The organism is Mycobacterium celatum (assembly GCF_002101595.1).
Taxonomy (GTDB): Bacteria; Actinomycetota; Actinomycetes; order Mycobacteriales; family Mycobacteriaceae; genus Mycobacterium; species Mycobacterium celatum.
In genome coordinates, this window is the sequence record NZ_LQOM01000025.1 from 300,561 (window position 1) to 322,008 (window position 21,448).

General features: G+C 64.7%; 22 protein-coding genes. 9 read left to right on the forward strand and 13 right to left on the reverse strand.

Annotated elements, in window-relative coordinates; genetic code table 11:
• The first annotated feature begins 102 nt into the window (after nucleotides 1-102).
• Nucleotides 103-828 carry a hypothetical protein gene (locus tag AWB95_RS10920; protein WP_085168188.1) on the forward strand — a complete coding sequence of 242 codons (726 nt, stop codon included), beginning with the start codon at nucleotides 103-105 and terminating at the stop codon, nucleotides 826-828.
• 166 nt (nucleotides 829-994) lie between these two features.
• Here AWB95_RS10920 and AWB95_RS10925 read toward each other — a convergent pair whose 3' ends face one another.
• The gene (locus AWB95_RS10925; protein WP_198157834.1) at nucleotides 995-2,602 is read right to left on the reverse strand and encodes a CocE/NonD family hydrolase; all 1,608 of its coding nucleotides are present in this window, start codon (nucleotides 2,600-2,602) and stop codon (nucleotides 995-997) included.
• 245 nt (nucleotides 2,603-2,847) lie between these two features.
• Between AWB95_RS10925 and AWB95_RS10930 the strand changes: the two genes are divergently transcribed.
• On the forward strand, nucleotides 2,848-3,489 hold the full coding sequence (locus AWB95_RS10930; protein WP_062541349.1) for a TetR/AcrR family transcriptional regulator: 642 nt from the start codon (nucleotides 2,848-2,850) through the stop codon (nucleotides 3,487-3,489).
• 23 nt (nucleotides 3,490-3,512) lie between these two features.
• On the opposite strand, the gene AWB95_RS10935 is transcribed toward AWB95_RS10930, so the two are convergent.
• From AWB95_RS10935 to AWB95_RS10950, 4 genes are all read right to left on the reverse strand, one after another.
• The gene (locus tag AWB95_RS10935) at nucleotides 3,513-4,511 is read right to left on the reverse strand and encodes an amidohydrolase family protein (protein WP_062541350.1); all 999 of its coding nucleotides are present in this window, start codon (nucleotides 4,509-4,511) and stop codon (nucleotides 3,513-3,515) included.
• 133 nt (nucleotides 4,512-4,644) lie between these two features.
• The gene (locus AWB95_RS10940; RefSeq protein ID WP_062541355.1) at nucleotides 4,645-4,995 is read right to left on the reverse strand and encodes a hypothetical protein; all 351 of its coding nucleotides are present in this window, start codon (nucleotides 4,993-4,995) and stop codon (nucleotides 4,645-4,647) included.
• A 109-nt stretch (nucleotides 4,996-5,104) separates the two neighbouring features.
• A complete protein-coding gene (locus AWB95_RS10945; protein WP_062541351.1) occupies nucleotides 5,105-5,326 on the reverse strand; it encodes a hypothetical protein in 222 nt (73 codons plus the stop codon).
• 30 nt (nucleotides 5,327-5,356) lie between these two features.
• A complete protein-coding gene (locus AWB95_RS10950; protein ID WP_084707315.1) occupies nucleotides 5,357-5,680 on the reverse strand; it encodes an MmpS family transport accessory protein in 324 nt (107 codons plus the stop codon).
• 307 nt (nucleotides 5,681-5,987) lie between these two features.
• Here AWB95_RS10950 and AWB95_RS10955 point away from each other — a divergent pair, with 307 nt between their 5' ends.
• A complete protein-coding gene (locus AWB95_RS10955; RefSeq protein WP_062541353.1) occupies nucleotides 5,988-7,061 on the forward strand; it encodes an NAD(P)H-dependent amine dehydrogenase family protein in 1,074 nt (357 codons plus the stop codon).
• 53 nt (nucleotides 7,062-7,114) lie between these two features.
• A complete protein-coding gene (locus AWB95_RS10960) occupies nucleotides 7,115-8,857 on the forward strand; it encodes an Hsp70 family protein (RefSeq protein ID WP_085168190.1) in 1,743 nt (580 codons plus the stop codon).
• Here AWB95_RS10960 and AWB95_RS10965 read toward each other — a convergent pair.
• From AWB95_RS10965 to AWB95_RS10975, 3 genes are read right to left on the reverse strand one after another with little or no spacing between them, the layout of a single operon-like run.
• Nucleotides 8,854-9,120: a hypothetical protein gene (locus AWB95_RS10965; protein WP_062539627.1), complete on the reverse strand. Its 267-nt coding sequence runs from the start codon at nucleotides 9,118-9,120 to the stop codon at nucleotides 8,854-8,856. The genes AWB95_RS10960 and AWB95_RS10965 overlap by 4 nt on opposite strands.
• A 45-nt stretch (nucleotides 9,121-9,165) precedes the next feature.
• Nucleotides 9,166-10,254 (reverse strand): class I SAM-dependent methyltransferase, encoded by a 1,089-nt coding sequence (locus AWB95_RS10970; RefSeq protein ID WP_062539626.1) that lies wholly within the window; start codon nucleotides 10,252-10,254, stop codon nucleotides 9,166-9,168.
• A complete protein-coding gene (locus AWB95_RS10975) occupies nucleotides 10,247-11,197 on the reverse strand; it encodes an SDR family oxidoreductase (RefSeq protein WP_062539625.1) in 951 nt (316 codons plus the stop codon). Before AWB95_RS10975 ends, AWB95_RS10970 begins: the two co-directional genes overlap by 8 nt.
• A 179-nt stretch (nucleotides 11,198-11,376) precedes the next feature.
• Between AWB95_RS10975 and AWB95_RS10980 the strand changes: the two genes are divergently transcribed.
• The 5 genes from AWB95_RS10980 (at nucleotide 11,377) to AWB95_RS23740 (ending at nucleotide 14,740) form a co-directional block, all read left to right on the forward strand.
• Nucleotides 11,377-12,015, forward strand: coding sequence for an SHOCT domain-containing protein (locus tag AWB95_RS10980; RefSeq protein ID WP_139818481.1), 639 nt, complete (start codon nucleotides 11,377-11,379; stop codon nucleotides 12,013-12,015).
• Between the two features lie 9 nt (nucleotides 12,016-12,024).
• Nucleotides 12,025-12,474, forward strand: coding sequence for a helix-turn-helix domain-containing protein (locus AWB95_RS10985; RefSeq protein WP_084707063.1), 450 nt, complete (start codon nucleotides 12,025-12,027; stop codon nucleotides 12,472-12,474).
• A 14-nt stretch (nucleotides 12,475-12,488) separates the two neighbouring features.
• Complete coding sequence (locus AWB95_RS10990) at nucleotides 12,489-13,073, forward strand: PIN domain-containing protein (RefSeq protein ID WP_062539623.1); 585 nt, start codon at nucleotides 12,489-12,491, stop codon at nucleotides 13,071-13,073.
• A 304-nt stretch (nucleotides 13,074-13,377) separates the two neighbouring features.
• A complete protein-coding gene (gene mauJ, locus AWB95_RS10995; RefSeq protein WP_062539622.1) occupies nucleotides 13,378-14,220 on the forward strand; it encodes a methylamine utilization protein MauJ in 843 nt (280 codons plus the stop codon).
• A 367-nt stretch (nucleotides 14,221-14,587) separates the two neighbouring features.
• On the forward strand, nucleotides 14,588-14,740 hold the full coding sequence (locus AWB95_RS23740; RefSeq protein WP_232315647.1) for a hypothetical protein: 153 nt from the start codon (nucleotides 14,588-14,590) through the stop codon (nucleotides 14,738-14,740).
• Between the two features lie 51 nt (nucleotides 14,741-14,791).
• On the opposite strand, the gene AWB95_RS11005 is transcribed toward AWB95_RS23740, so the two are convergent.
• The 5 genes from AWB95_RS11005 to AWB95_RS11025 all read right to left on the reverse strand — a co-directional run.
• A complete protein-coding gene (locus AWB95_RS11005; protein WP_084707062.1) occupies nucleotides 14,792-17,869 on the reverse strand; it encodes an MMPL/RND family transporter in 3,078 nt (1,025 codons plus the stop codon).
• 130 nt (nucleotides 17,870-17,999) lie between these two features.
• Nucleotides 18,000-18,641: a TetR/AcrR family transcriptional regulator gene (locus tag AWB95_RS11010; RefSeq protein ID WP_062539621.1), complete on the reverse strand. Its 642-nt coding sequence runs from the start codon at nucleotides 18,639-18,641 to the stop codon at nucleotides 18,000-18,002.
• 49 nt (nucleotides 18,642-18,690) lie between these two features.
• On the reverse strand, nucleotides 18,691-19,119 hold the full coding sequence (locus AWB95_RS11015; RefSeq protein WP_062539620.1) for a DUF6188 family protein: 429 nt from the start codon (nucleotides 19,117-19,119) through the stop codon (nucleotides 18,691-18,693).
• 142 nt (nucleotides 19,120-19,261) lie between these two features.
• Nucleotides 19,262-19,870 (reverse strand): TetR family transcriptional regulator, encoded by a 609-nt coding sequence (locus AWB95_RS11020; protein WP_099539736.1) that lies wholly within the window; start codon nucleotides 19,868-19,870, stop codon nucleotides 19,262-19,264.
• Nucleotides 19,871-20,568: 698 nt separating this feature from the next.
• On the reverse strand, nucleotides 20,569-21,448 hold an 880-nt coding region (locus AWB95_RS11025), incomplete at its 5' end, for an XRE family transcriptional regulator (RefSeq protein ID WP_238600943.1).

Consider the following 21,448-nt stretch of genomic DNA (forward strand, 5'->3'; position numbering starts at 1 on the left):
CTCGCCGGGCTGCAGACGCTCACAGTCACTGACTTAAGTCATTGACACGGATGTTGCGAGAGCGATAGAAAGACACGTGATCTGCGGCCGATCGGAGACACCGTGAATCTCCCTACGTTGAACCTGCGCCATCGCGGCGGAGCTGACGCGCCGCGCGACGGACTCGGCTACGACGAGCAGTTGGAAGAGTCCCGGCTGGCGCAGCGGCAGGCCGACCGATGGCTGATTGCCGGCACGCTGCTGATGGGCACGATGATCATCGGCTTCGTCGGATTACCGTTGTTCCTGCGCGGGGTGTGGCTGCAGCGTCGGGCTCAGCAATCCGGGCTGTCCGTCCGGCCGGTGATGGTGACGGTGCTCGGCTACCTGATCATCCTCGATGCCGGACTCAATACGCTGGGCTGGTCGATCGACCTGATCGCCAACCATGCCCTGTTGACCCGGGTGATCTTGACCGCCTGGGGCAACTTCTTCGACGCCGGGTACTTCTGGCACTACAACGAATTGTGGATCGGCGGCGCGGCGGGGCCCGGCGAGAAGGGTTGGGAGGTAGGGTTGATCCTCACCGTGTTCACCATGCGCATCGCCGCCGCGATCGGATTCTTACAGATGAAGCGGTGGGGCCACCAGTGGATGATCATCACCTGCTGGATGGGTGCGGTGATCTGGATCGGCTACGTGTTCAACATGACCATGTACGCCGACGTGCGCTACGCCGGAGTGGTGTTGCCGGTCGTCGGCTGGTGGCTCTACGACATCTTCTACATCACACCGTTCCTGGCCATCCCCTACCTGCATACGGTCAACCGGGAAATCTTCTCCGACTGACTTGTCGGTCCCCCAGTCCTACTCTCGCAGTTGACGAGAGGAGGACCGGTCTTTGCACAACTCATCGGGTGGTTGTTCGTCGGGGCTCACGTGAGGCACCGCCATAAGGATCGTCTCGCTGCGGATAACGCCATGTAATGCTGCCGTCGGCGCGGATTTTGATGGCTCACGCCGGCTTGACGGGCAACTGAAGGTAGGACGCGTGTGATCCCCCGGTATGGATGATGTGCTTTCCGCTGTTTTGCGGGGTGTATTCGCGCAGGCCGGGCATCCATGGCCCAAACAAGTTTTTCGCGCTGACGATCAGCCGAAGTTGTTCGCCGGGATATAACGTCAAACCGATTGGCAAGAGGTCGATTTCGACGTCGACGACTTCCCCGGGTTTGAGTTTCTCGACCCGGTCGAAGCTGTGGAATGGGACTTCGTCGGTCGACATTGTCTCGTCCAGGTGGCGCATCGAGACGCGCAGGCGCCCGGTGGAACCCTTGTAGCGCAGGATGGATGCGCCCCGCTCGGTGACGTCGTGGATCATCGCGCCGTGGTTGGGCACGGTGAACTCCTGTAGCGGCGTTCCCTGCGCATTCAACTTCTGGACGAACACGAACAGGTCCATGTCGTCGGCATCCTTCGCTTCGACCCACAGCCGCGCCTTGGGGTAGCCGACCATCGTGGTCTGCTCGTCGAAGCGCACGATGAAAGAGACCAGGCCGGGGTTGGTTTCGGCGTCGTAGGCCGTCGTCACCTCGTCCGCGGGCGCCTCCGTGCGGAGCGTGCGCGAGTGGCCGTCGAGGTAGTACTTCGTGTAGACGACGCCCGGCGGGGGGAACTGGCCTGCGGGCAGGTTGACTTGGTCGCCGCCTTCAAGATCGAGAAGGGCGTAGCGGACGCGGGGGGTCTTTTCCCAGCCGTTGTCCGCGCCCTTGAGGAAGTGGTCGAAGAAGCGGCGCAAATCTTCCCTGTTCGCCTCGTCGTAGTAGTCGGGCCACTCCTGGCTGTTGTGGATGCGCAGCCACTTCTGATCCGACCCCATCCGTCGCCAGGCCCGGAATGTTCCCGCGGTGTGCAGGGTGTTGGAGTAGCTGGCCACGACATACGCCGGCACGGTGATCCGGTCGAAGTCGGGAATCTTGTTCTCCCACAAAGCATTCATGAGCGGGTAACGCTCTGCCTCGGCGAGGATGTCCTCCTTGCGGCTCTTGCCCCAAAAGCTGTTGTCGCGGAGTTGTCTGGCGAACCCGGTGTCGGGCATGCCGCCGCGCATCACGAGATCGCGGTAGACGTCGCTGATGCCCTCCCACGGGTTGATCGCTGCCAGGTGCGGCGGCTGTTCGGCCGCAGCGAACCACTGTGAGACCGCGAGATAGGAGGTGCCGCTCATTGCGACCTTGCCGCTGCACCATTCCTGGGCGGCCAGCCACTCGATCAGATCGTGGCAGTCCTCGCCCTCTTGGCGATCCCATAGCACGCTGTCGCCCTCGGAGTCGGCAACGCCTCGCGGGTCCGGGTTACAGATCGCGTAACCGTGAGCGCACCAATACGCCGGGTCGGGCCCCTCGAACTTGTGCAGACCCGACACGATGCCGTTGTCCAGTCCGACCAGCCCGAACACGCCCATCGCCGCCGGGGCGCTTCCCTCACCCTTGCCATACGGGCTGAATGCCACGATGACCGGCACCTTCTCGGCGCCCACCGGCCGCAAGACATCGACATACATCGTCACACCGTCGCGCATGGTGACGGCGACGTCCTTCTCGAGCACGATGTCGACCGGCAAAGCCCTGAATGCAGGCGCGAGTCGAAAGCCCGCGGGCAGGGTACGCGTGCCGGGATCGAACCCGCTCAGCACTCCATACCTTTCACCCGGTTCCAAAGGGTGAGACGGTATGAAAATTTTCTCGACTTCGGCCATATCCATCCTTTCAGAGCTATGCGTCTTGCGGCTTTCCTCGAGCGTAGGGACGACCAAGCCGAAAATCAACAGCAGTTGAGATTACCTCGTAAAAGCGATAGGTTCTGGCCATGACCGTGAACAGCAGGGAGTCATCGGTCGGGCGACGCGGCCGCCGGCCCGGTCCGAGTACGACCCGGCAGGCCATCCTTGACGCAGCACGGGCCCGGTTCGCCAGCGACGGTTTCGCCGCGACGACCATTCGGCGGGTCGCGGCCGATGCCGGGGTCGACGCGTCGCTGGTGATGCAGTTCTTCCGGTCGAAAAATGAACTGTTCGCCGCGGTGATGTCGATCTCACCGGATGCGTTGGCGCGGTTGGGCACCGTGTTCGAAGGACCCGACGAGCAGCTCGGCGAACGGGTGGTCCGGGCCTATCTCGAGGTGTGGGAGGGGGCTCCCGAGGATTCGGAGCCCCTTATGGCGATGCTGCGCGGTGCCATCGTCAACGAGCAGGCAAGCGCGCAGTTGCGTGAGTTCATCCAGGCGCGACTGCTCGAGGGCCTGGGCTCGCGTGCAGACGACGACGCGGCGATCCGGGCGGGGCTTGTGTCTTCGATGCTCGTCGGGATCGTGGTGGGACGGCGAATCGTCGGTGTCCCGACACTTGCCGACGCCGACCGGGAAACGCTAGTCGCGCTCGTTGCGCCCGCGATTCAAAGCGTGCTGACATCGTGGGTATCGCCGGCCGGCGACACCGGAGCCGGGGGCTGAAGTTTGGACGTGACCTACACGGATCAGAGCGGCATGATGCCTTCTGCGTTGCCGTGAGCGATCGCGTGTCGCTGGTCGTCGGAAAGGTTGGCCTGCTCCACGAATTCCGAGACGTTGTCGCGGATGACGTAGGGGAAGTCTTCGGAGTAGATGATCCTTTCGGCACCGATCTCGGCGACGATGAAGTTCAGCTGGTTCTGGTTGTACATGCCCGACGGCGTCGCCCAGACCTGCTCGCGGTAATACGCGCTCACCGGGCGGTCCAGGCGATGACCCGTCCAGCCGACCGCCTCGTCGAGGCGGTCGAGCCAGCCGGCGACGAACTCGCCCCAATGGCCGCTGAGCAACTTCAGATTGGGGTGGCGATCGAGCGCCCCGGAAAAGATCAGCCGCAGGATGTGAATACCCGCTTCGGCGTGCCAGCCAAATGCGGGGCCGGAAAACATGAAATGCAGGGCGGCCGGCCAGTTTCCGGCGTAGTAGGCACTAGACACCGGATTCTCCGGTACACCCGGGTGGACATAGATCGGCAGGTCAACCGTTTCGGCCGCGGTGAGGATCGGGTCGAACCGTTCGTCATCGAGGAACAATCCGGCGCAGCTTCCGGCGATGAGTGTCCCCACGAAGCCCAGTTCGTTGACGCATCGCTTCAGTTCGTCCGCGGCGGCGGTGGGATCGTATAACGGCAGGGTCGCAAATCCACGGAACCGGGTGGGATGCTCCGAAATCTGTTGAGCTAGGTCGTTGTTGACTCGTCTGCATAACTCGACGGCCTCGGGGTGAGCGAGGTTGCCTGGGCTATTGGCGCCATGCGAGACAACCTGAAGGTCGATCCCGACACGGTCCATATGCGCCAGGCGATTACCGGCCAGCCGCTCCGCGGAGTCCTGATCGGGCATGAAATTTCGAAGGAAGTCGGCGAAACCGTCATCGGGAACGACGGGCCCCAGGCCCGCCAGTTCCAGGACGCGCGCGACGGCCCGGGGATGATGGAAATGTTCTTCGACGGTAATGACTCGCACCGAGCGTTTCTCCTATCATGCGCCTGAAACACGCTGGCGTATTGGATGATTGCGTGACCAAGGTGCGCCGACCGTGGTCAGGGATCGCGATTTGACGCCCGAAAATGAGAACTAAACCGTCGGCGCGTCGCACCTACCAGCGAACCAGGCTGAACGGGTAGCTGTCCGTCCCACCGGGGCCGCCGCCGCAGCTCGAGTCGTAGCTGGACTGCACCGAGCCGGTCAGCGTCGCCGCATCCCATGAGTACGTGTCGTGTGAAGGAAGGAAGTACACCACGCAGCGCACACCGTCGGGCACGTCGACGCTCATCGTGTACCGGCCGTTGGCCAGCTGCGCGTCCCCGTCGTAGGGAGCCGCCTGCCCATTCGGCTGCGGTATCGCCTGGATGTGCACGCATCCCGGCTGCATACAGGGCCGGATCGACCAGATCCATGCGTGGCCTGGATCGCGCGGTGTCTGCACCGCGTAGTTTCCGATCTGCATCTCGGCCTGCGAGACCGGCGCGAGGGCCACCGCGATCGAGGTGAGCGCCACGCCGAGAGCCAATGTCTTCACCCGCAGGATATTAACCGCCTTCGGGCGCCGACGGCGCCTATTCGAAGTCCGGCCCGATCGACCGATTCTGCGGCTCCCCGGGGCGATGGTTGGGCTTGGCCGCGACACGCGTCCATGTGCCGGGCGGGTAGTAGTCCGACCATTGGCCGGGCTCCGCGTAGTGCACACCGAGCACCCCACCGGTCAGGAACTCGTACCTGTCGCTGTCGCCGCAGTCGGCAGCGCCCTGGTCGCCACCGAGCCACACTGTGAAAGCCATATCTGGAGTATTGCCCGCTCGATCGCCCTACTACTGCGAGCAGACGGTTCTCGCGGGCTGGCCGTGCGCTGTCGCGCTGCTGACCACCTTGCCGTCGAGCGAAATCGTGCAGGTGATTGCGCCGGGTCCTTGCGCGCTGATCACGAACACTTCGGTGCCGAACGCGGTGAACTGCGTGGACCATGGCAACTTCACGTTGGCCTCTTGGTGCTGACCGGTGTCGGTCTGGTACGAGATGTATTCGGCCACAGGCGGACCGCTGATCTGGTAGCGGACCTTGGGCACGGTGGGCAGCTGCGGGGTTGCCTTGGCCGCGCCGACGCCGCAGATTCCGGCGGTGGCGGCCGATGCCATGACGACAGCCACGAAGATCCGGCTGCGGTGCTGGGGAACGCAATGTGTGCTCACCATCTTCAGGGCCCCTTTCGCGACGAAACACCGGCAAAGACCGCAGATACCGGGAGCGTATTGACGGCGAAAGACAGCGGGCGGGGAACGCACGATCGTGATAGAAACGCGAGCTTTTCGTTATGAGCTCGTGATCGACATGTGCTATTGGACGCGTGTGAAATTTTGCAGATCGGCTCTAAAAACCTTGTAGCAGAGCGTCTTTGGCAGCATGTCTGGGGTGGGCTGGTCGCCCGAGCGATAGGGTGGCCTGATGTCCAAACGCGTCGTGGTCTGGGGTACCGGCTTCGTCGGCAAGATGGTGATCGCGGAGATCGTCAAGCATCCGCTGTTCGAGTTGGTCGGTGTCGGCGTCAGCAACCCCGCAAAGGTGGGCCGCGACGTCAGTGACATCTGCGGGCTGGCCGAGCCGGTCGGCATCATCGCCACCGACGACGTCGACGCGCTGATCGCGCTCAAACCCGACGCGCTGGTGCACTACGGCCCGACCGCCGCGCACGCCGAGGACAACATCGCGCTGATGACGCGGTTCCTGCGCGCCGGCATCGACGTCTGCTCCACCGCGATGACGCCCTGGGTGTGGCCGACTATGCACCTCAACCCGCCCAACTGGATCCAGCCGATCACCGAGGCGTGCGAGCTAGGGGAGTCGTCGTGCTTCACCACCGGCATCGACCCCGGCTTCGCCAACGACCTGTTCCCGATGACTCTGATGGGCGTCTGCTCGGAAGTGCGCACGGTGCGGGCCTCCGAGCTGCTGGACTACACCAACTACACCGGCGACTACGAAAACGAAATGGGCATCGGCCGGGAGCCGGAGTTCCGGCCCGTGCTGGAAAACCGCGACGTGCTGATCTTCGCCTGGGGTGCCACCGTGCCGATGATCGCGCACGCCGCCGGCATCATGCTGGACGAGATCACCACCACCTGGGACAAATGGGTGACGCCCACCGAACGCAAGACCGCCAAGGGCGTCATCCAGCCCGGACAGGTTGCTGCGGTGCGCTTCACCATCAACGGCATCTACCAAGGCAAGACGCGCATCCAACTCGAACACGTCAACCGGATCGGCCACGACGCCGCGCCGGACTGGCCGTCGGGCACCAAGGACGACGTCTACCGCGTCGACATCGAGGGAACGCCAAGTATCTTCCAGGAGACGGCATTTCGGTTCACCGACGGTTCTGGGCGCGACGCGGCCGCCGCCGGATGCCTGGCCACTGGGATGCGGGCACTCAACGCGGTGCCCGCCGTCAACGAGCTGTCCCCGGGCTGGGTGACCGCGCTGGACCTGCCGCTGATCGCCGGGGTCGGCACCATTCGCTAAGACCGTTACATTAGTGCCCGGCGTGCGGGGCGTACGCCGTGGGAGGGACGAACATGGCAGACGCAGAACGGCCGGCGGTCGGGCTGTCGGTGGGGGCGACCAATCTTGCTGCCGTCACCGCCAGCCGAGCGGTGACCCGCAAGCCGGTGCTGACCCTGTACCGGCAGCGGCCACCTGAAGTCGGTGTGCCGTCGGAGAACCCGAAGCTGACCGAGCCCGGGCTGGTGATCACCGACTTCGTCGACCGGGTAGGAGACCCGGTCGGGATCGTCGCGTCCGACGGCTCGACGCACCGCAGCGAGACGCTGCTCGCCGACGCGTTGCGGGCGCTGGCCTACGCCGCGACCGACGGGCGGGCGCTGCCGGAGGCGGTCGCGGCCACCCATCCGGCGCACTGGGGACAGGCGGCGGTGGGCGCACTGCATGCCGCGCTGAGCCGGGTGCCCGAATGGTCCGGGGACAAGGTGGCGCTGCTGCCGGATTCCACGGCCGCGTTGACCGCCCTGCAGTCCAACCCAGGGCTGCCGACCCGAGGAATCATCGCGCTGTGCGATTTCGGAGGCACCGGCACCAGCCTCACCCTGGTCGACGCCGCCGGCTACCACCCCGTCGCACCCACGGTGCGACACACCGACTTCTCCGGCGACCTCATCGACCAGGCGCTGCTGGCTCATGTGATGGCGGACCTGTCCTCGGCCGGTTCGGTCGACACGTCCGCCACCTCAGCGATTGGCTCGCTCACCCGGTTGCGCGGCGCGTGCCGGCGCGCCAAAGAGGAGCTCTCGTCGACGACGGCGACCACGCTGACCGCTGAGCTGCCCGGGTATCGCGGCGAAGTCCGCGTCACCCGAACCGAACTCGACGAGGCAATCCGTCAGCCGCTGGCAGGATTCATCGCTGTTGTTCAGGAAGCGTTGCAGCGCAACGGGGTTCGTGATCTGGCCGCGGTCGCATCGATGGGCGGCGGGGCCGGTATCCCGGTGGTCACGACGACGCTGTCCGAACGTCTGCGGGTGCCGGTCATCACGACACCGCGGCCCCACATGACGGCGGCCATCGGTGCGGCGCTGCAGGCCGCACGCGGCCCGGCCGACAACAGCGCGACGGCGCTGGCCCCGGCCGCCACCCAGGCCGGACCGTTCGTCGAAGCCACCACCATGGCCGAGATTGCGCCGGAGCCCAGCCCCGAACCGGCGCTGGCCTGGTCGGAGGCCGACGACGACGCCGCCATCATGCCGCTGCGCACCGGCGAATACCCGGCGGCCACTTCCGGAACGACGTCCGCCCGCCCGCAGCTGACCTTTGACCACGACGAGCAGGCCGTCGACACCCGTACCCCCGCGGAGCCGTGGTATCGCCGGCCTGCGGTGGTCGTCACGGGCACCGCGCTGGTAGTGCTGGCGATCATCGCCGCGGTGATGATCGGCATGCGTCATACCTCCGGCGGTGGACCAATCGCTCCCGCGCCGAGCGTGAGCACCACAGCGGTGCCGGGAACCTTTGCGCCCGGCAGCGAAAGCCAGGCCCCGACGTCGGCGACGGACACCCAGGCGCCAAGCAGCGAAGCCCCGTCGTCGACCGAGTCGGCGACCACACCGCCGTCGTCGACGACCACAACGGAGGCGCCAACGACCACGACTACAACGACAACTTCTCAGGCGCCCACCACTACGGCGCCCACCACCACACAGGCGCCTACCACCAGCCAGGTCCCGGTGGTGCCGACGATCCCGCCGATTCCGCGGATCCCGGGCATCCCGCAATTCTTGCCGCAGCCGGCGCCGCCGGGCGGCTAGTCCGGTGGTTCCTGCGTCTCCGGCGGGTTGTCGTCGGCGTGTGGCTTCTCGTCGGGGTCGCCGAATTTCGGGTTGCCCTCGTCGTCGAGCCACTCGTTGACCGCGGTCCCCGTGATCGTCCGGTCGGTGCCGGGCATCACCGCCGTCGGGCGCTGGTCGTCGTAGGACTTACGCATCTCGGCGGCCTGTTCCTTGTGTTCGTCGGTGACCTCGGGCGCCTCGGTCTGCTGCTGCTGAGGTTGTTCCTCGTCCTGCGGGCTCATACCCAGACGATTACCCGCCGCTCCGCCGCGCCGAAACCGCTTAGGTCAGTGAGACGGTCCGTGTTTGACCAGCACCACCGAGGCGAGCGGAATCTGCATCGGCGCCGGCGCGCTCGACAGCCGCTCGGCGACCGCGGTCTCGAGGTGCTCGACCAAGCCAATGGCACGCGGGTCGGTGGGGCCGCCGTCGAGCGAGGTGACCAGCGCCGGGAACACCGCGGCCCGCGCAAACGCCGCCCACTGCGCGCCGAACGCGGTGGCGTCATGGTCGACGAGGTATCGGGCACAGAACCGGTCCTCGGCGTTGAACACCTGCAGGTGCTCGATCGAGAGGCCCTCGAAGCGGCCCTTGGGCGCGAAAGGGGCGCGAAAGTCCTTCTCGGCGCGGGCAAATGTCGGAATCGTCATGCGCCGCAACTCATCAGCGCTCAGCAGCCCATTGCGGTGCCGATCTTCCAGTGCGGCCACGAGCGCGTCCAGCAACGGCCGGTAGCCGAATTCGCCGTCGTCGCCGACGGCCATCGTCAGCACCACAAGCCGCCCACCGAGGCAGAGCTCGCGGCCGCGGAACGCCAGGAACGCCTGCCAGTCCCGGGCGGCCTGGTGGGCGTACGCCGCGCGGGCGGCGTCGTCGCTGCTGTAGGCGACCTGGACGTGATCCGGCAGGTCGGTCGGCGTTCGGCTCAGCCACATGGTCGCCCACGACGTCCAGCCCAAGCGGACGCTGCTTGACGGCAGGATCTGTGCGTAGTACGACCGGCCGATCGCCGAGGAAAAGCTCGCCGGATCCTTGTGCAGGTAGCTATCCGGATCCTCGGACAGGGTGCGAAACAGCGCGGTGAAATCGTTGCCGGGTAGGTCGGTGTGGGTGACCAGGATGGCGTGCTCGGGGCGGGTGCGACGGCGGATCACGGCGATCGCAGCGCACACCGGCAGCAGCGAATTGTGGCCGGTGGCCGCGCCGTAGTCGGCGATGACGATGGGTTGCGGCGGCTTGGGCAGCGGTACCTCCGCGGCGGCCTGCTCGAACAGCGCGACGGCCGGCGCCAGCCCGGCGGCCTGCAGCCGCGACGACGGGGTATACGTCGCGCTTTGCACCGGCTCGGGCCGGACGACGATGCTCGATTCACGCATCGGGGTAGCTGACTCCGGTGAGCTGCTCGGATATCTCCCACAGTCGCCGGGCATCGGCGTCGTTGCGGGCCCGGGCGGGCACTTTTGCCGTCGTCACGCCGCCGCCGGCGGCCTCGTAGATCCCGCGCGGGCCGTAGAACGCCCCGCCCTCGGCTTGCGGACTGGTCGCCGCGTACAGCGCGGGCAGTATGCCCTCGTCGATCTCCTGCCACAAAAACGGTGCCAGCCGCCAGGAGATCTTGTACAGCCGTTCCATGATCGACGGTGTCGCCCGGCCGTGCGACGGGCCGCTGATCTGAAGGTTGGTTTTGGTGAGGCCGGGGTGTGCGGCGTTGGACATGATGCCCCAGCCGGCGTTGCGGCTGCGGCGGTCCAACTCGAGGGCGAACATCAGCACCGCGAGTTTCGATTGTCCGTAGGCCTGCATCGGGGAGTAGGACTTCTCGAATTGCAGGTCGTCGAAGTGGATTCGGCCTTGGCGGGCGGCAATGCTGCTCAGCGAGACGACGCGTGCCTCGCTGGCGGCGCGCAGCAAGGGGAGGAGGTGCGCGGTGAGCGCGAAGTGCCCGAGATGGTTGCTGCCGAACTGTAATTCGAATCCGTCGCCGGTGGTGTCGCGTTGCGGCGGGGTCATCACGCCGGCGTTGTTGACCAGGATGTCGATCGGGCGGCCCTCGGAGTTCAGCTGCTCACCCAGGGCGGCGACGCTGGCCAGCGACGACAGGTCGAGCGACTTGATGGTCAGCCCCGCGTCGGGCACCGTGGCGCGGATCTGGTCGACGGCGGCCTCGCCCTTGACGCGGTTGCGGATCGCCATGACGACGTCAGCGCCGGCCGCCGAAAGCCGGCGGGCCAGGCCGAAGCCCAGGCCGCTGTTAGAGCCGGTGACGACGGCCAGCTTTCCGGAGAGGTCCGGGACGGTTGCGACGAGATCGGCGGCCATGAGCACTACTCCTCGTTGATCGGCTGGGCACCATAGTAGAACACGGGTGCGATTGCCACGCGTTATCGCTAAACCAGCTCTGCGCCAACGGATTTGGAGGATTGACGCATTAATTGGCGCAATCGTGGGAGACTGCGCCGGTGAGTGCCACACGGGGCGCGGTCCGGATCTCGCTGGTCGTGTCGGTTCTGACGCTGGTGGTGGCGGTCATCGGCTTCGCGATCACGCTCATCCTCAACCTATTCGTGCTCGACGAGTACAACGCGTACGGCGAGGTGCCGATCCCCGGCTCGGGCTCTTTGCAGCTGCCGGCCGGTCAGGTCACGGTCAGCTTCCACACCGAGGTGATCAGCAGCCCCTCCGGCGGAGGGCTGCCGGTGCCGCAGCTGGGGATGCGCATCGACCCGCCCGATGGTGTTCCGGATCCGGCGGTGGCCGAAAGTTATGGCAACACAAGGACAGTCAACAACGATGCTCATGTTCAGGTATGGGTGGTTCAAGTTCCGGCCGCGGGCACGTACAGCATCAAGACCGACGGTCAGGTCAACGGATACATCAGTTGGTTAGAGCCGCGGACTCATAATCGGTGTACCTGGGCGTTTGCTGCGTCGGCTAGCGTTGGTGCGTTCGAGGTATACCTGCGTCTAGCTGCGTCGACAGGGCTTGTGGCGTTGTGCTGGAGCTGGACGGGTCTGGGAGCGCTGCGGTATCGACTGCGGTATCGTGCTGGACAGCCTCACTCATACGCAACAGCGGCACCATCGCCACGGATTCACACCCATGCGCGCCTCCTCGACTTTTCGTTTCTTTCGTTTTAGCCTTGGTGTATGGCAGCCACGCTAATCCTTGAAGAACGCACCGTTTTACCACCTCAACAGCCCGAGGACTTCTCGGCGCTGCTGGCGGCGCTGGGCTCGGACCAGGTTTCCGTGTGCGGCGGCGAGGGCCATCCGATCACCCTCCCGGATCCTGTCCGGGAGGCGCTGTACAACGTTGTGCTGGCACTCTCGCAGGGCAAGGGCATCACGCTAGTGCCGCGCCAGAGCAAGCTCACCACTCAGGAGGCAGCCGACTTACTGAACATCTCCAGGCCGACGCTGGTGAAGCTTCTCGAAGAGGGCCGCATCCCTTTCGAGAAGCCAGGGCGGCACCGCAAGGTCAGCCTCGACGCGCTGCTGCAGTATCAGCGGGAGACGCGGGCCCGCCGACGCGCGGCGCTTGACGAGCTAACCCGAGACTCGGCGAACGAGATCAAGGAGATCCTCAAGGCGCGGTGAGGGTTTAAACGAGCATGGCGTTCCCGGTGTTGTTGGATGCTTGCGTGCTCGTTCCCATGCCGCTTGTTGATTTTCTGCTGCGGCTCGCCGACGAAGGCATCTACCGACCGCTGTGGTCGCAGGACATCCTAGCCGAGACGCGGCGCACCCTAATTCACAAGCTCAACAAGACGCCCGAAGAGGCCGATAAGCGACTAAAAGCCATGCGGGACAACTTCATTGACGCTGAAGTCACGGGCTATCAGGAACTCATCGGCGCGATGCGCAACGACGAAAAGGACCGCCACGTGTTGGCCGCAGCGGTCAGAGAACGCGCCGAGGTAATCGTCACCGCCAACGTCCCACACTTCCCAGCCGAGGCCGTCGAGCCCTACAACATCGAAGTGCGTCACCCGGACGACTTCCTGCTCGACCAGATTGACCTCTACGAGGACGCCACCCGTTCGGCCCTTCTCGGGATCGTGGCGGCCTACACGAACCCGCCATTCACGGCCAACCAGGTCCTCGATGCGCTGGGCACCCAGGTGCCGAAGTTCGCCGCTGAAGCGCGTCGGCTAATCCCGTCTTCATCGGTATCAATGCCGAAGCGAGGCGGCTGATCGCCAGAGATTCTTAGGCACGGTGGTGGCCGCCGCGTCGCTGCCGCGAGTTACCAGACAGTAACCAACTACTAACCAGGAAAATCCGGTGGCAGGAAATCGCAAGCCCACTAGACCACGCCGAACACCGCCGGCTTCCCGACCCGCGGCATTCCCAGGCCCCAGTGCAAATGCGCTAGGGCAGCCCGGCCAGGCCGGACGGCCGTATGTCACGCAGGGCGTTTACTACACGGTCGTTCCGATACTGCCGGGAGGTCGTGAGCCTGACCCGGCCGGATCACCGGGTAAATACCGATTGACGTTCGTGCTCGCGATACCAGGCCGCGCAGTCGTTCTGGATGAGGTTAACTTCGCCAAGCTGATCGCGGCAGGTGACAGTCTGCTAGAGGTTGCGTCGGATGTTCACAGGCTGCGAATGGACGGCCATGATGACGCCGGTAATAAGCACGCGCTGACCGTTAATGTGAACGGACAGCACCGGCTACGTGATATCGAGCTTGAGGTCGACGCCGACAGTTTCATGCACGCGGCAAGCCGCGGCCACGATCTCATTGCGCCGGCATTGAGCCGCTGGGCATATCTGCACGACGCACCCATCACGACATCTGGGTTCCAGATCATCGAGCTCGCCACCGGAACTCAACTGTTCTGGGTTAATCGGATGCTGGGCGCCGTAAAGGCATTCGCCGACACTGGTGGCGCAAGCCATCAAGATCACCGGATTCTGCTATCGGCATACCGCGATGGCATCAGCTCGACCGAACCACTCTGGCAAGCCCTTTCACTATTCCGCGTGATCGAAGGCGCATTCAAGATGCAAGGCGAGAGGCGTGCTGCCCTAATCGCAGCTGGTCGGCAACAACCGCAAGTCGAGTGCGTCCCAGCCGATGTAACCACGATCGGCCAAGAGAATGACTTCGGGTTGCGTGACTCGTTAAAGCCTTACGCCGGCCAAAAGTTCACGCAGGTCCGCGACACAATCCGTGGCAAGCTCCGGAATGCGATCGCCCACCTCGACATCGACAGCGACATCCTCATCCAAGACCGCTGGGAGGATGTCCAGAAGGTCGAGCAGGTTTTGCCCTGCCTCCGCTGGATGGCCCGTCAACTACTCGACGCAGAGTTGCAGCAGACACCGCTGCAGTAGAGGCCCATGGACGGGTTTCGGTACGGCAGTTCGCGGCTTCTTGGCCAGAATGAAGCATCCCGGGTTCGATGCACACCTCATTTCGTGTGACCGGTGTGTTTCGGGATCCGGTCGTGAGCGTAGTCCGTGATGGCAACGCTTTGGTTGATTTCATGTAGACATGTCGAGACGCTGGCGCGGTCAGCGGTCCGCGGCAAGGGCTCCGCCGCGCCGCCCGTAAGGGGATCCCCTTGCAGGCCTTCGAAAACAATCACTTTCGTTCGGTTGCTGATACCACGATGCCCTGCTGATCTGCGACACCAAAGAGCTGGCCGATGCGCTTAACCGGCGTATCCACGATGACACCATCAGCAGCGGAGCGCCCACGGTGACCGCCGGGCGCGGCCACCGCATCGCCAAGGGCGATGTGATCATCAGCCGGCGCAACGAGGCGGACATCGCGGTGTATGACGCCGCCGACAGCAACACACCCGCAGCAGATCCGGTGCGCAACGGACAACGCTGGCACGTTTCCGCGTGAAACACATTTTGTCACAGTAGCTTTAGCGGTTCGTCGATATGAGTCGCTTTGCTAGACCCGGCGGCTTTGGGAGCCCAGGGGGCGCTTGGGTTGGGGCCACCAGCTGGCTTCGCGCAGCATTGTGGCGATGGTGGGGACGGTGAGGGTGCGGACGAGGAATGTGTCGAGCAGTAGTCCGCATCCGACGATGAATCCGACTTGGATCATGATGGCCACTGAGCCGGTGAGGAGTCCGAACATGCTGGCGGCGAAGATGAGTCCGGCTGAGGTGATGACCGAGCCGGTGTTGGCGACGGTGCGTAGGACCCCGACGCGGATGTTGTGGGCGGATTCTTCGCGTAGGCGTGAGACGAGCAGCATGTTGTAGTCGGCGCCGACGGCGACGAGGATGATGAACGCCAGAAGTGGTACGGGCCAGGCGATGTCGTGCCCGAGGCCGTATTGGAACACCAACACTCCTACTCCCAGGGCAGCGAAGTAGTTCAGTACGACGGTACCAAGCAGGTAAAGCGGGGCGAGGACGGCGCGCAGCAGCAGGATCAGGATGATGCCGACGATGATGAGGGTGGCAATGGCCAGTAGCTTGAAGTCGGCGGAGAGCAGTCGCTGGATGTCGGAGTTGACGGCGGGGAATCCGGCGATGGAGATGTGGGTGTGGGCCAGTGAGGTGTTGGGGCGGGCGGCGTCGGCGACGTCGGTGATCTTGCGGGCCAACGTCATGGCATCGACGGTGTACGGGTCGTAGCTGGATTCGATGGCGAAGCGCGCGGTTTTCCCGTCGGGAGAAAGGAATTGGCGTGCGACATCACTGAATTGGCGGTTCTCGAACGTGTTCGGCGGCAGGTAGAACCCGCTTGCGGCGTCGGATCCTGAACTGGCGCGCGCGGAGTTTTGTAGTTGGGTGGCAATTTGGCTCATTCCGGTCAACTGTTGGACGTTGTTGTCGACCAGGGTGTGAACGCCGGTGGCCAGTGCTTGGGCGCCGGAGGCCAGCTGACTGACGCCGTCTTGCAGTAGCCGGATCTTTGCGGTCAGATCGGTGGGGCTGCCGATTGCGCCGAACGCTTTGTCCATGGTGCCGACGGCGTTTTGCAGGTTAGTCAGTGTGGCTGCCACGGGGGTGTTGTGGCTGAATTGGTCGCCGAGGTCGGCGACTTGGTCGAAAAAGCCGCCGTCGCGCAGGATGACCAGGACTCGGACCTGATCGCGGATCTGCGCGCATTCAGGGGTGGCCGCACACCACGGCGAGTTGTCCAGGCCCGCGGCCAGGGGGTCGATCATGGCGATCGCCGCGGAGGCTTGTTCGGCCAGCGGGCGCAGGCCGGGCCCGGATCGCAGCGCCTGGTCGACGGCGGGTGCGGCGGCGTTGAGCTGTTGCAGCAGCGGCCGATACTGCTGGAGTTGCTGGCCTGCGGTTTGGGCTTGATTCAGCAGCCCCGTCAACGGTGCTAGTGCGGTGCGCAGCATGGTGTTGAGCTGTCCGAGCCCGCCTGCTAGTTGGTCAGCACCGTCGGTGAGTTTAGCCAGATCGTCCTTGTGGGCTTGCCCCTCAGCGACCGCGTCGGCCATCTTGTCGCCCATTTGACGGTTCTGCCATGACAAGGTGGCTTGATCGAGGCGCTGCCCGGTGGGCCGGGTCACGCCCGAGACTTTGGTGACCCCGGGGATCTGGGAGACCCGGAAGGCCATTTCATCCAGGTCGGCAAGGCCTTTGCCGGTGCGCATGTCGGTGGGTGATTCCACCACGAGAAACTCGCTGATGACGAGGTCTTTGCGGAAATGGCGGTCCAGCAATGCATATCCGAGGTTGCTTTGGGTGGTGGTGGGTTGGTTTTTGCGGTCGTCGTAGCTGATCCGCATCGTCGCTCCGACCGCTGCTAGCGCCACCAAGATGATCAGGCTGGCTACCAGCAGCCGCACCGGACGGCGCACCACGGTCACCGCGACGCGGTTCCAATAGCGGCGGGTCAAGTCTGGGCGGGGGTCGCCGATGCCGCGTTTGGCCGCCAGCGCCAGCACCGGCGGCAGCAGGGTGACGGCCGCCAAGAATCCGATGAGCACACCCACCGCGCAGGCCGGTCCCAGCCCGGCAAACGCGCTGAGCCGCGCGAACACCATGGCCGCGAAGGCCAGCGCGACGGTGCCGGCCGAGGCCATAATGACCCGCCCGATGCTGCCGGTGGCGTGCGCCACGGCGGTGTCGGCCGGCACGTGTTGGCGGCGCTGTTCGTGGTAGCGGCTGATCAGAAACACGGTGTAGTCGGTGCCGGCGCCGAGCAGGATCACGGTCATGAACGCGACGGTGAACTGCGATACCGGCAAGCCCACCAGCCCCAGCGCGGAAAGTACCCCGCGAGCAACCGCCAGGCTCAACCCGATCACCAGCAGCGGCAGCAACGCGGTGAACACCGCCCGATAGACAACCAGCAGAATAACCGCGATTAACGCCGCGGTGGCAATCGAGATAAACACCAGATCGTGTTCAGCCGTGTTGATCTGATCCTGGAACGTGGCCGGCGGGCCGGTCACATACACGGTGGTCGACGAGCCACCGAAGGTTGTCGTTGCGATATCGCGGACCGCTTGTATCGATTCGGAGGCGGTGGGATCGCCCAGTGTCCCGGCCACCCCGACCGGCAGATACCAGGCCTTGCCGTCTTTGCTTAGCGCTTGGGCTGCGGTGACCGGATCGGCGAGCAGGTCGCGCACCAGCAACACGTGCGTGGTGTCGGCGCGCAGCCGTGACACCATCGTGTCGTAACGCCGCCGTGTCTGCGGGGTGAGCCCGGCGGGGTCTTCCATCGCGACGAACACCGACGTTTTGGCTCCCTGTTCGCCGAATGCCGCGCTCATGCGATCCAGCGTCTGAAACGCGGCCACATTGCTGGGGATTAGCTGCACCGACTGCTGGCGGACCACCGCCTCCAGCTGCGGAAACAGCAGTGCTAGCACCACTGCGACACCGATCCAGCCCCCAATGACCAGCACCTTATGCCGGACCGTGAATCGGCCCAGCGCGGCCAGCCGCTCGCTGTACTCCCTTGTGGGGGCCGCCGGCTTAGCCGTGCGGGCGGGCACCGTTGAGTGCCCGTTCACCGTGGCCGTCGATCCAGGCTGGCCGTCTGTCATCGCATCTCCCACCAGGGAAACTAAAAGAAAACTATCGGTATCGCTACGCTACTAGGAGTTCCCTTTTGTAGGAATATCAGGTGGGCAGTTCGCGGACGCGATGTACCTGAGCCGGTTGGCATTACCGGGCTTAATCAGACCGGTGGGCCGACAAGAAATCGTCGACGATGCGGACACGGTCGTGGGCCGTCAGCGTTTTCATCCCGCTCAGCTTGGCGAACACGATCGGTGCTACCAGTTGGATGATGGCCAGCGTGGTGTCGAAGTCGTCGAGTTCGGCGCGAGCCGCCGGCCCGGCCAACAGCTCGTCGAAGGGTCGCCGGTACTGCTCGATAACGCGAGCACTTAGACCAGCCAGGGGTTGGCGCGCATCGCTGTTCGGATCAGGCCCGAGCGCCAGCCAGGCCAACGCGGTCAGATGTAGCGGCGCCTCGTCGATCAATGCGGCCTGCCGATGCACCAGCTCGATCAGTTGATCACGAAGATCCCCCGATGCTGGCGGCGAGGTCACCTGGGGCAGTAGCAGCTCAAAGGCCGCTGCCAGCAGATGGGTAGTGCTCCCGAAGTGCCGATACAGCGTGGTGCGCGCCACCTTAGACACCCGCGTTACCGCGTCTACGGTGACCGCCTCCACCCCGCCGCTGCTCAAGAGCGATGTGGCGGCATCCAGCAGCCTGGCGCGTGAACGAAGCCGGCGCGGGTCGACCTCGTCATCGTCGACCGCGTCATCTGACCCGCGTACCGGCGGTTCAGCCGGATCAACTGCGGTCATCGGCGGACTGGCTCCTAGCTAGCTAACGGTCCTCCGCCGCAGCGTGGCGCTATCTCGCCACCGCCGCGGTGCTTTCGTACTCATCGAGTACATCGTGGCGCACCACGCGCACCCTACCCCGGGGCAGGCAGGCCATATAACCGTGGTATTTGCCGTACAACTCCCATGCGGTCAAATGCTCGCCGCTCGCAACCTCGATCCGGTGACCACTGGAAAACTCAAGATGCAGGTGGCCATCTTCGTCGTAGCACGCCCGCGTGCACGTCGATCCCGAAAAATCCAGCAAGGGACGCTGCAAAACGGGCACATTGTTCGGATCGATGACCACCTGCTCGGCCGTGTATGCACCGGCCGCAGGCAAGGTCAAGCGCATCACTCCCCAAATGACCAGCTCGTTGTACTCGTCGAGGTCAAGCACGAGGCCACCCGTCAGCGCAACACGCTGCACAACGCACCCCTCGATCCACTGGCTGAACATGGGTTTCCCTTCACTCAACGGCGAGCCCAAGAAAGAGGATACCATCGGTAGCGCTACGCTACTAGTAGTTTCGCTGTGCTCGCGGTTGTCGACTGATTGTGCCGGACTCTGAATGGACCGGGAAAAGCACGGGCTGGACGATCTAGATTTTCGAGTGCTCGTCGTCGCCGACCAGCAGGCGCATCGCGTGGTCGAGTCGCTGGCAGACCTCGGCCGCCGGCACCCGTCGGGTGAGCCAAACCGTGAGGTTTGCAAGCCAGACATCGCAGATCACTCGCGCAATGTCGTGCTGTTCCTCGCGAGGTTCGCCGCCGCTAAGGGCGCGCGCCAGCATGCCCTCGAAGACGTTGGCGGCGTGAGCAACTTCCTCCGCCGCACTGGTATCAGCGAACACGAACGCTCGCGTCATCGCTTCGGTCAACGCGAGGTTGCGTTGCCATTCGTCGTTGATGCGGTCAACCACCCGACGGAGCCGCTGGTGAGGCGTGGCGCCGGTCACCGCCCAGTTGTGGCTGGCGTCGAAGCGTTCGAACTGGCGGCCGAGCACCGACACCAACAGATGCACCTTGGATGGGAAGTAGCGGTAGAGCGTTCCGACGGCGATGTTGGCTCGCTCGGCGACCTTCCTCATCTGGACCGCGTCGTAGCCGCCCTCCGACCCGATCACCAGAGCGGCATCGAGGATCATCGCGCGACGCTGCCGCTTCTGCGGGGCAGCGGGCTGCACGTCAGCGAGCGCCGTCGCGTTCATGACGCCCCGCGTAAGGGTTGAGCTTCCGGCCCACCGTCTGGTGATCCGGGAAACACCAAGCACCTCTCGCACTTGCTCGACGTCCTAACAACGGTGTCAAGGGCCCCCGGATCTCCTGCAGGTATTTGTGCCCCCTTTAACGCGTGAGCGTCCTCCGTCATCGACGGTACTACTAGTAGCGGTTCGCTACTAGTAGTAGCTTTCGTTTCGGGAACCGGGCCCGGCCCAGTAGATGCCCAACGGGCACATACCGTTTACACCGCGACGTGTGCTTGCTTCGATACGCAATCTTCAGCCGCCAAAGCTCTTGCGGGCGCAGGGATTCAGCCCACACAGGTTCGCAACCGGGTGCGGTCGAGCTGGGGTTTATGTGAGCCTGATGGATAGTCGACGTCGGGCGAGAGCCGGCTTTTCCTCGCCGTGGCTACTCAGACAGGTCGGGTTTTCGGGTGGTGCCATAGGTAGCGATAGACCTTGGAGCGGCCGGCGCCGAGGATCTCGGCGATCTCGATCCCAGTAAGGAAAGTTCTCACCCGGCGATGTCTTGACCCTGTTTGCGCTGGTCAACAGGGATACCAGGTAGGTCCGTGGCGGCGGACGGGAGCGCTGAGCGGACGGGAGCCGCCACGGCGCTGCTGATTGGTGGCGTTGATGGTGTGCACATGCGCGGCAGGTCGGAGTATCGCGGCGTTTGGCACTTATCCGTAGAGGCGTTGGCGGAGTTCGCGCAGGCCTGGCAGGCGAGGGCGCCTGTTCAGCGCTTCGATGTCGTCGATGAGTTCGGCGACGCGGGGTGATTCGGCGAGTTCCTCAGGGGCGATTTGTTCGGCTTTGACCAGGGCTAGCAGGGCGTGGCGGCCGGAGCGGGTCAGCAGATGAGCGCGGGCAACGTCGATGAGGTAGCGGGCTTGCCGTTCGGCTGATAGTTGTTCGGGGTGGCGGACATAGGCGGCGCGGTCGACGGCTTGTTGTCCGTTGCCCAGTTCGACCGCGACACCTACGGCGTGCATGGCCACGTTGGTCGGGCCGAATTCGGTGTCGTGATAGTTGCGGTCGGCGCCCAGGACGGCCGCGAGCCGGCGTGCCACGGCGAGGGACTGTTCGGCGGCTTCGGTGTTGGCGTCACGCGCGTGCAGGATCGCCAGCAGCAGCGCGCTGGAGCCAATGAGCGAGATCATGCCGAGGTCGCCGCCGGTGATGATGGCCTCGTGGCGTCGGGTTGCTTGGGTCAAAACGTGGCGGGCAAGTGCTTGCTCGCTGGAGTCGAGCAGGGTACGGGCCATCCGCAGTTGACCGGCCAAGATCAGGGCGGGGTCTTGGCTTCGTTCGGCAGCGGCGATGGCGCGGTCGGCGGCGACCCATCCAGCGCCACGGTCGCCGACTTTGACCAGCATTGCTGCGGCGGCTTGATAGGTCTGAGCGAGCAGCGGAAGTATTTCGGGGCGTTGGGTTTTGGCGGCGGTGCGACTCGCTTGTTCCAGTTCGCTGATCAGCGCGGCAATGTTGCGTCCAGGGAAGTGGTGTACGGGGGGCTTCGGCCAGCGTGTCGTAGCCGGGTAGAAGGCGGTCATCGCGTGA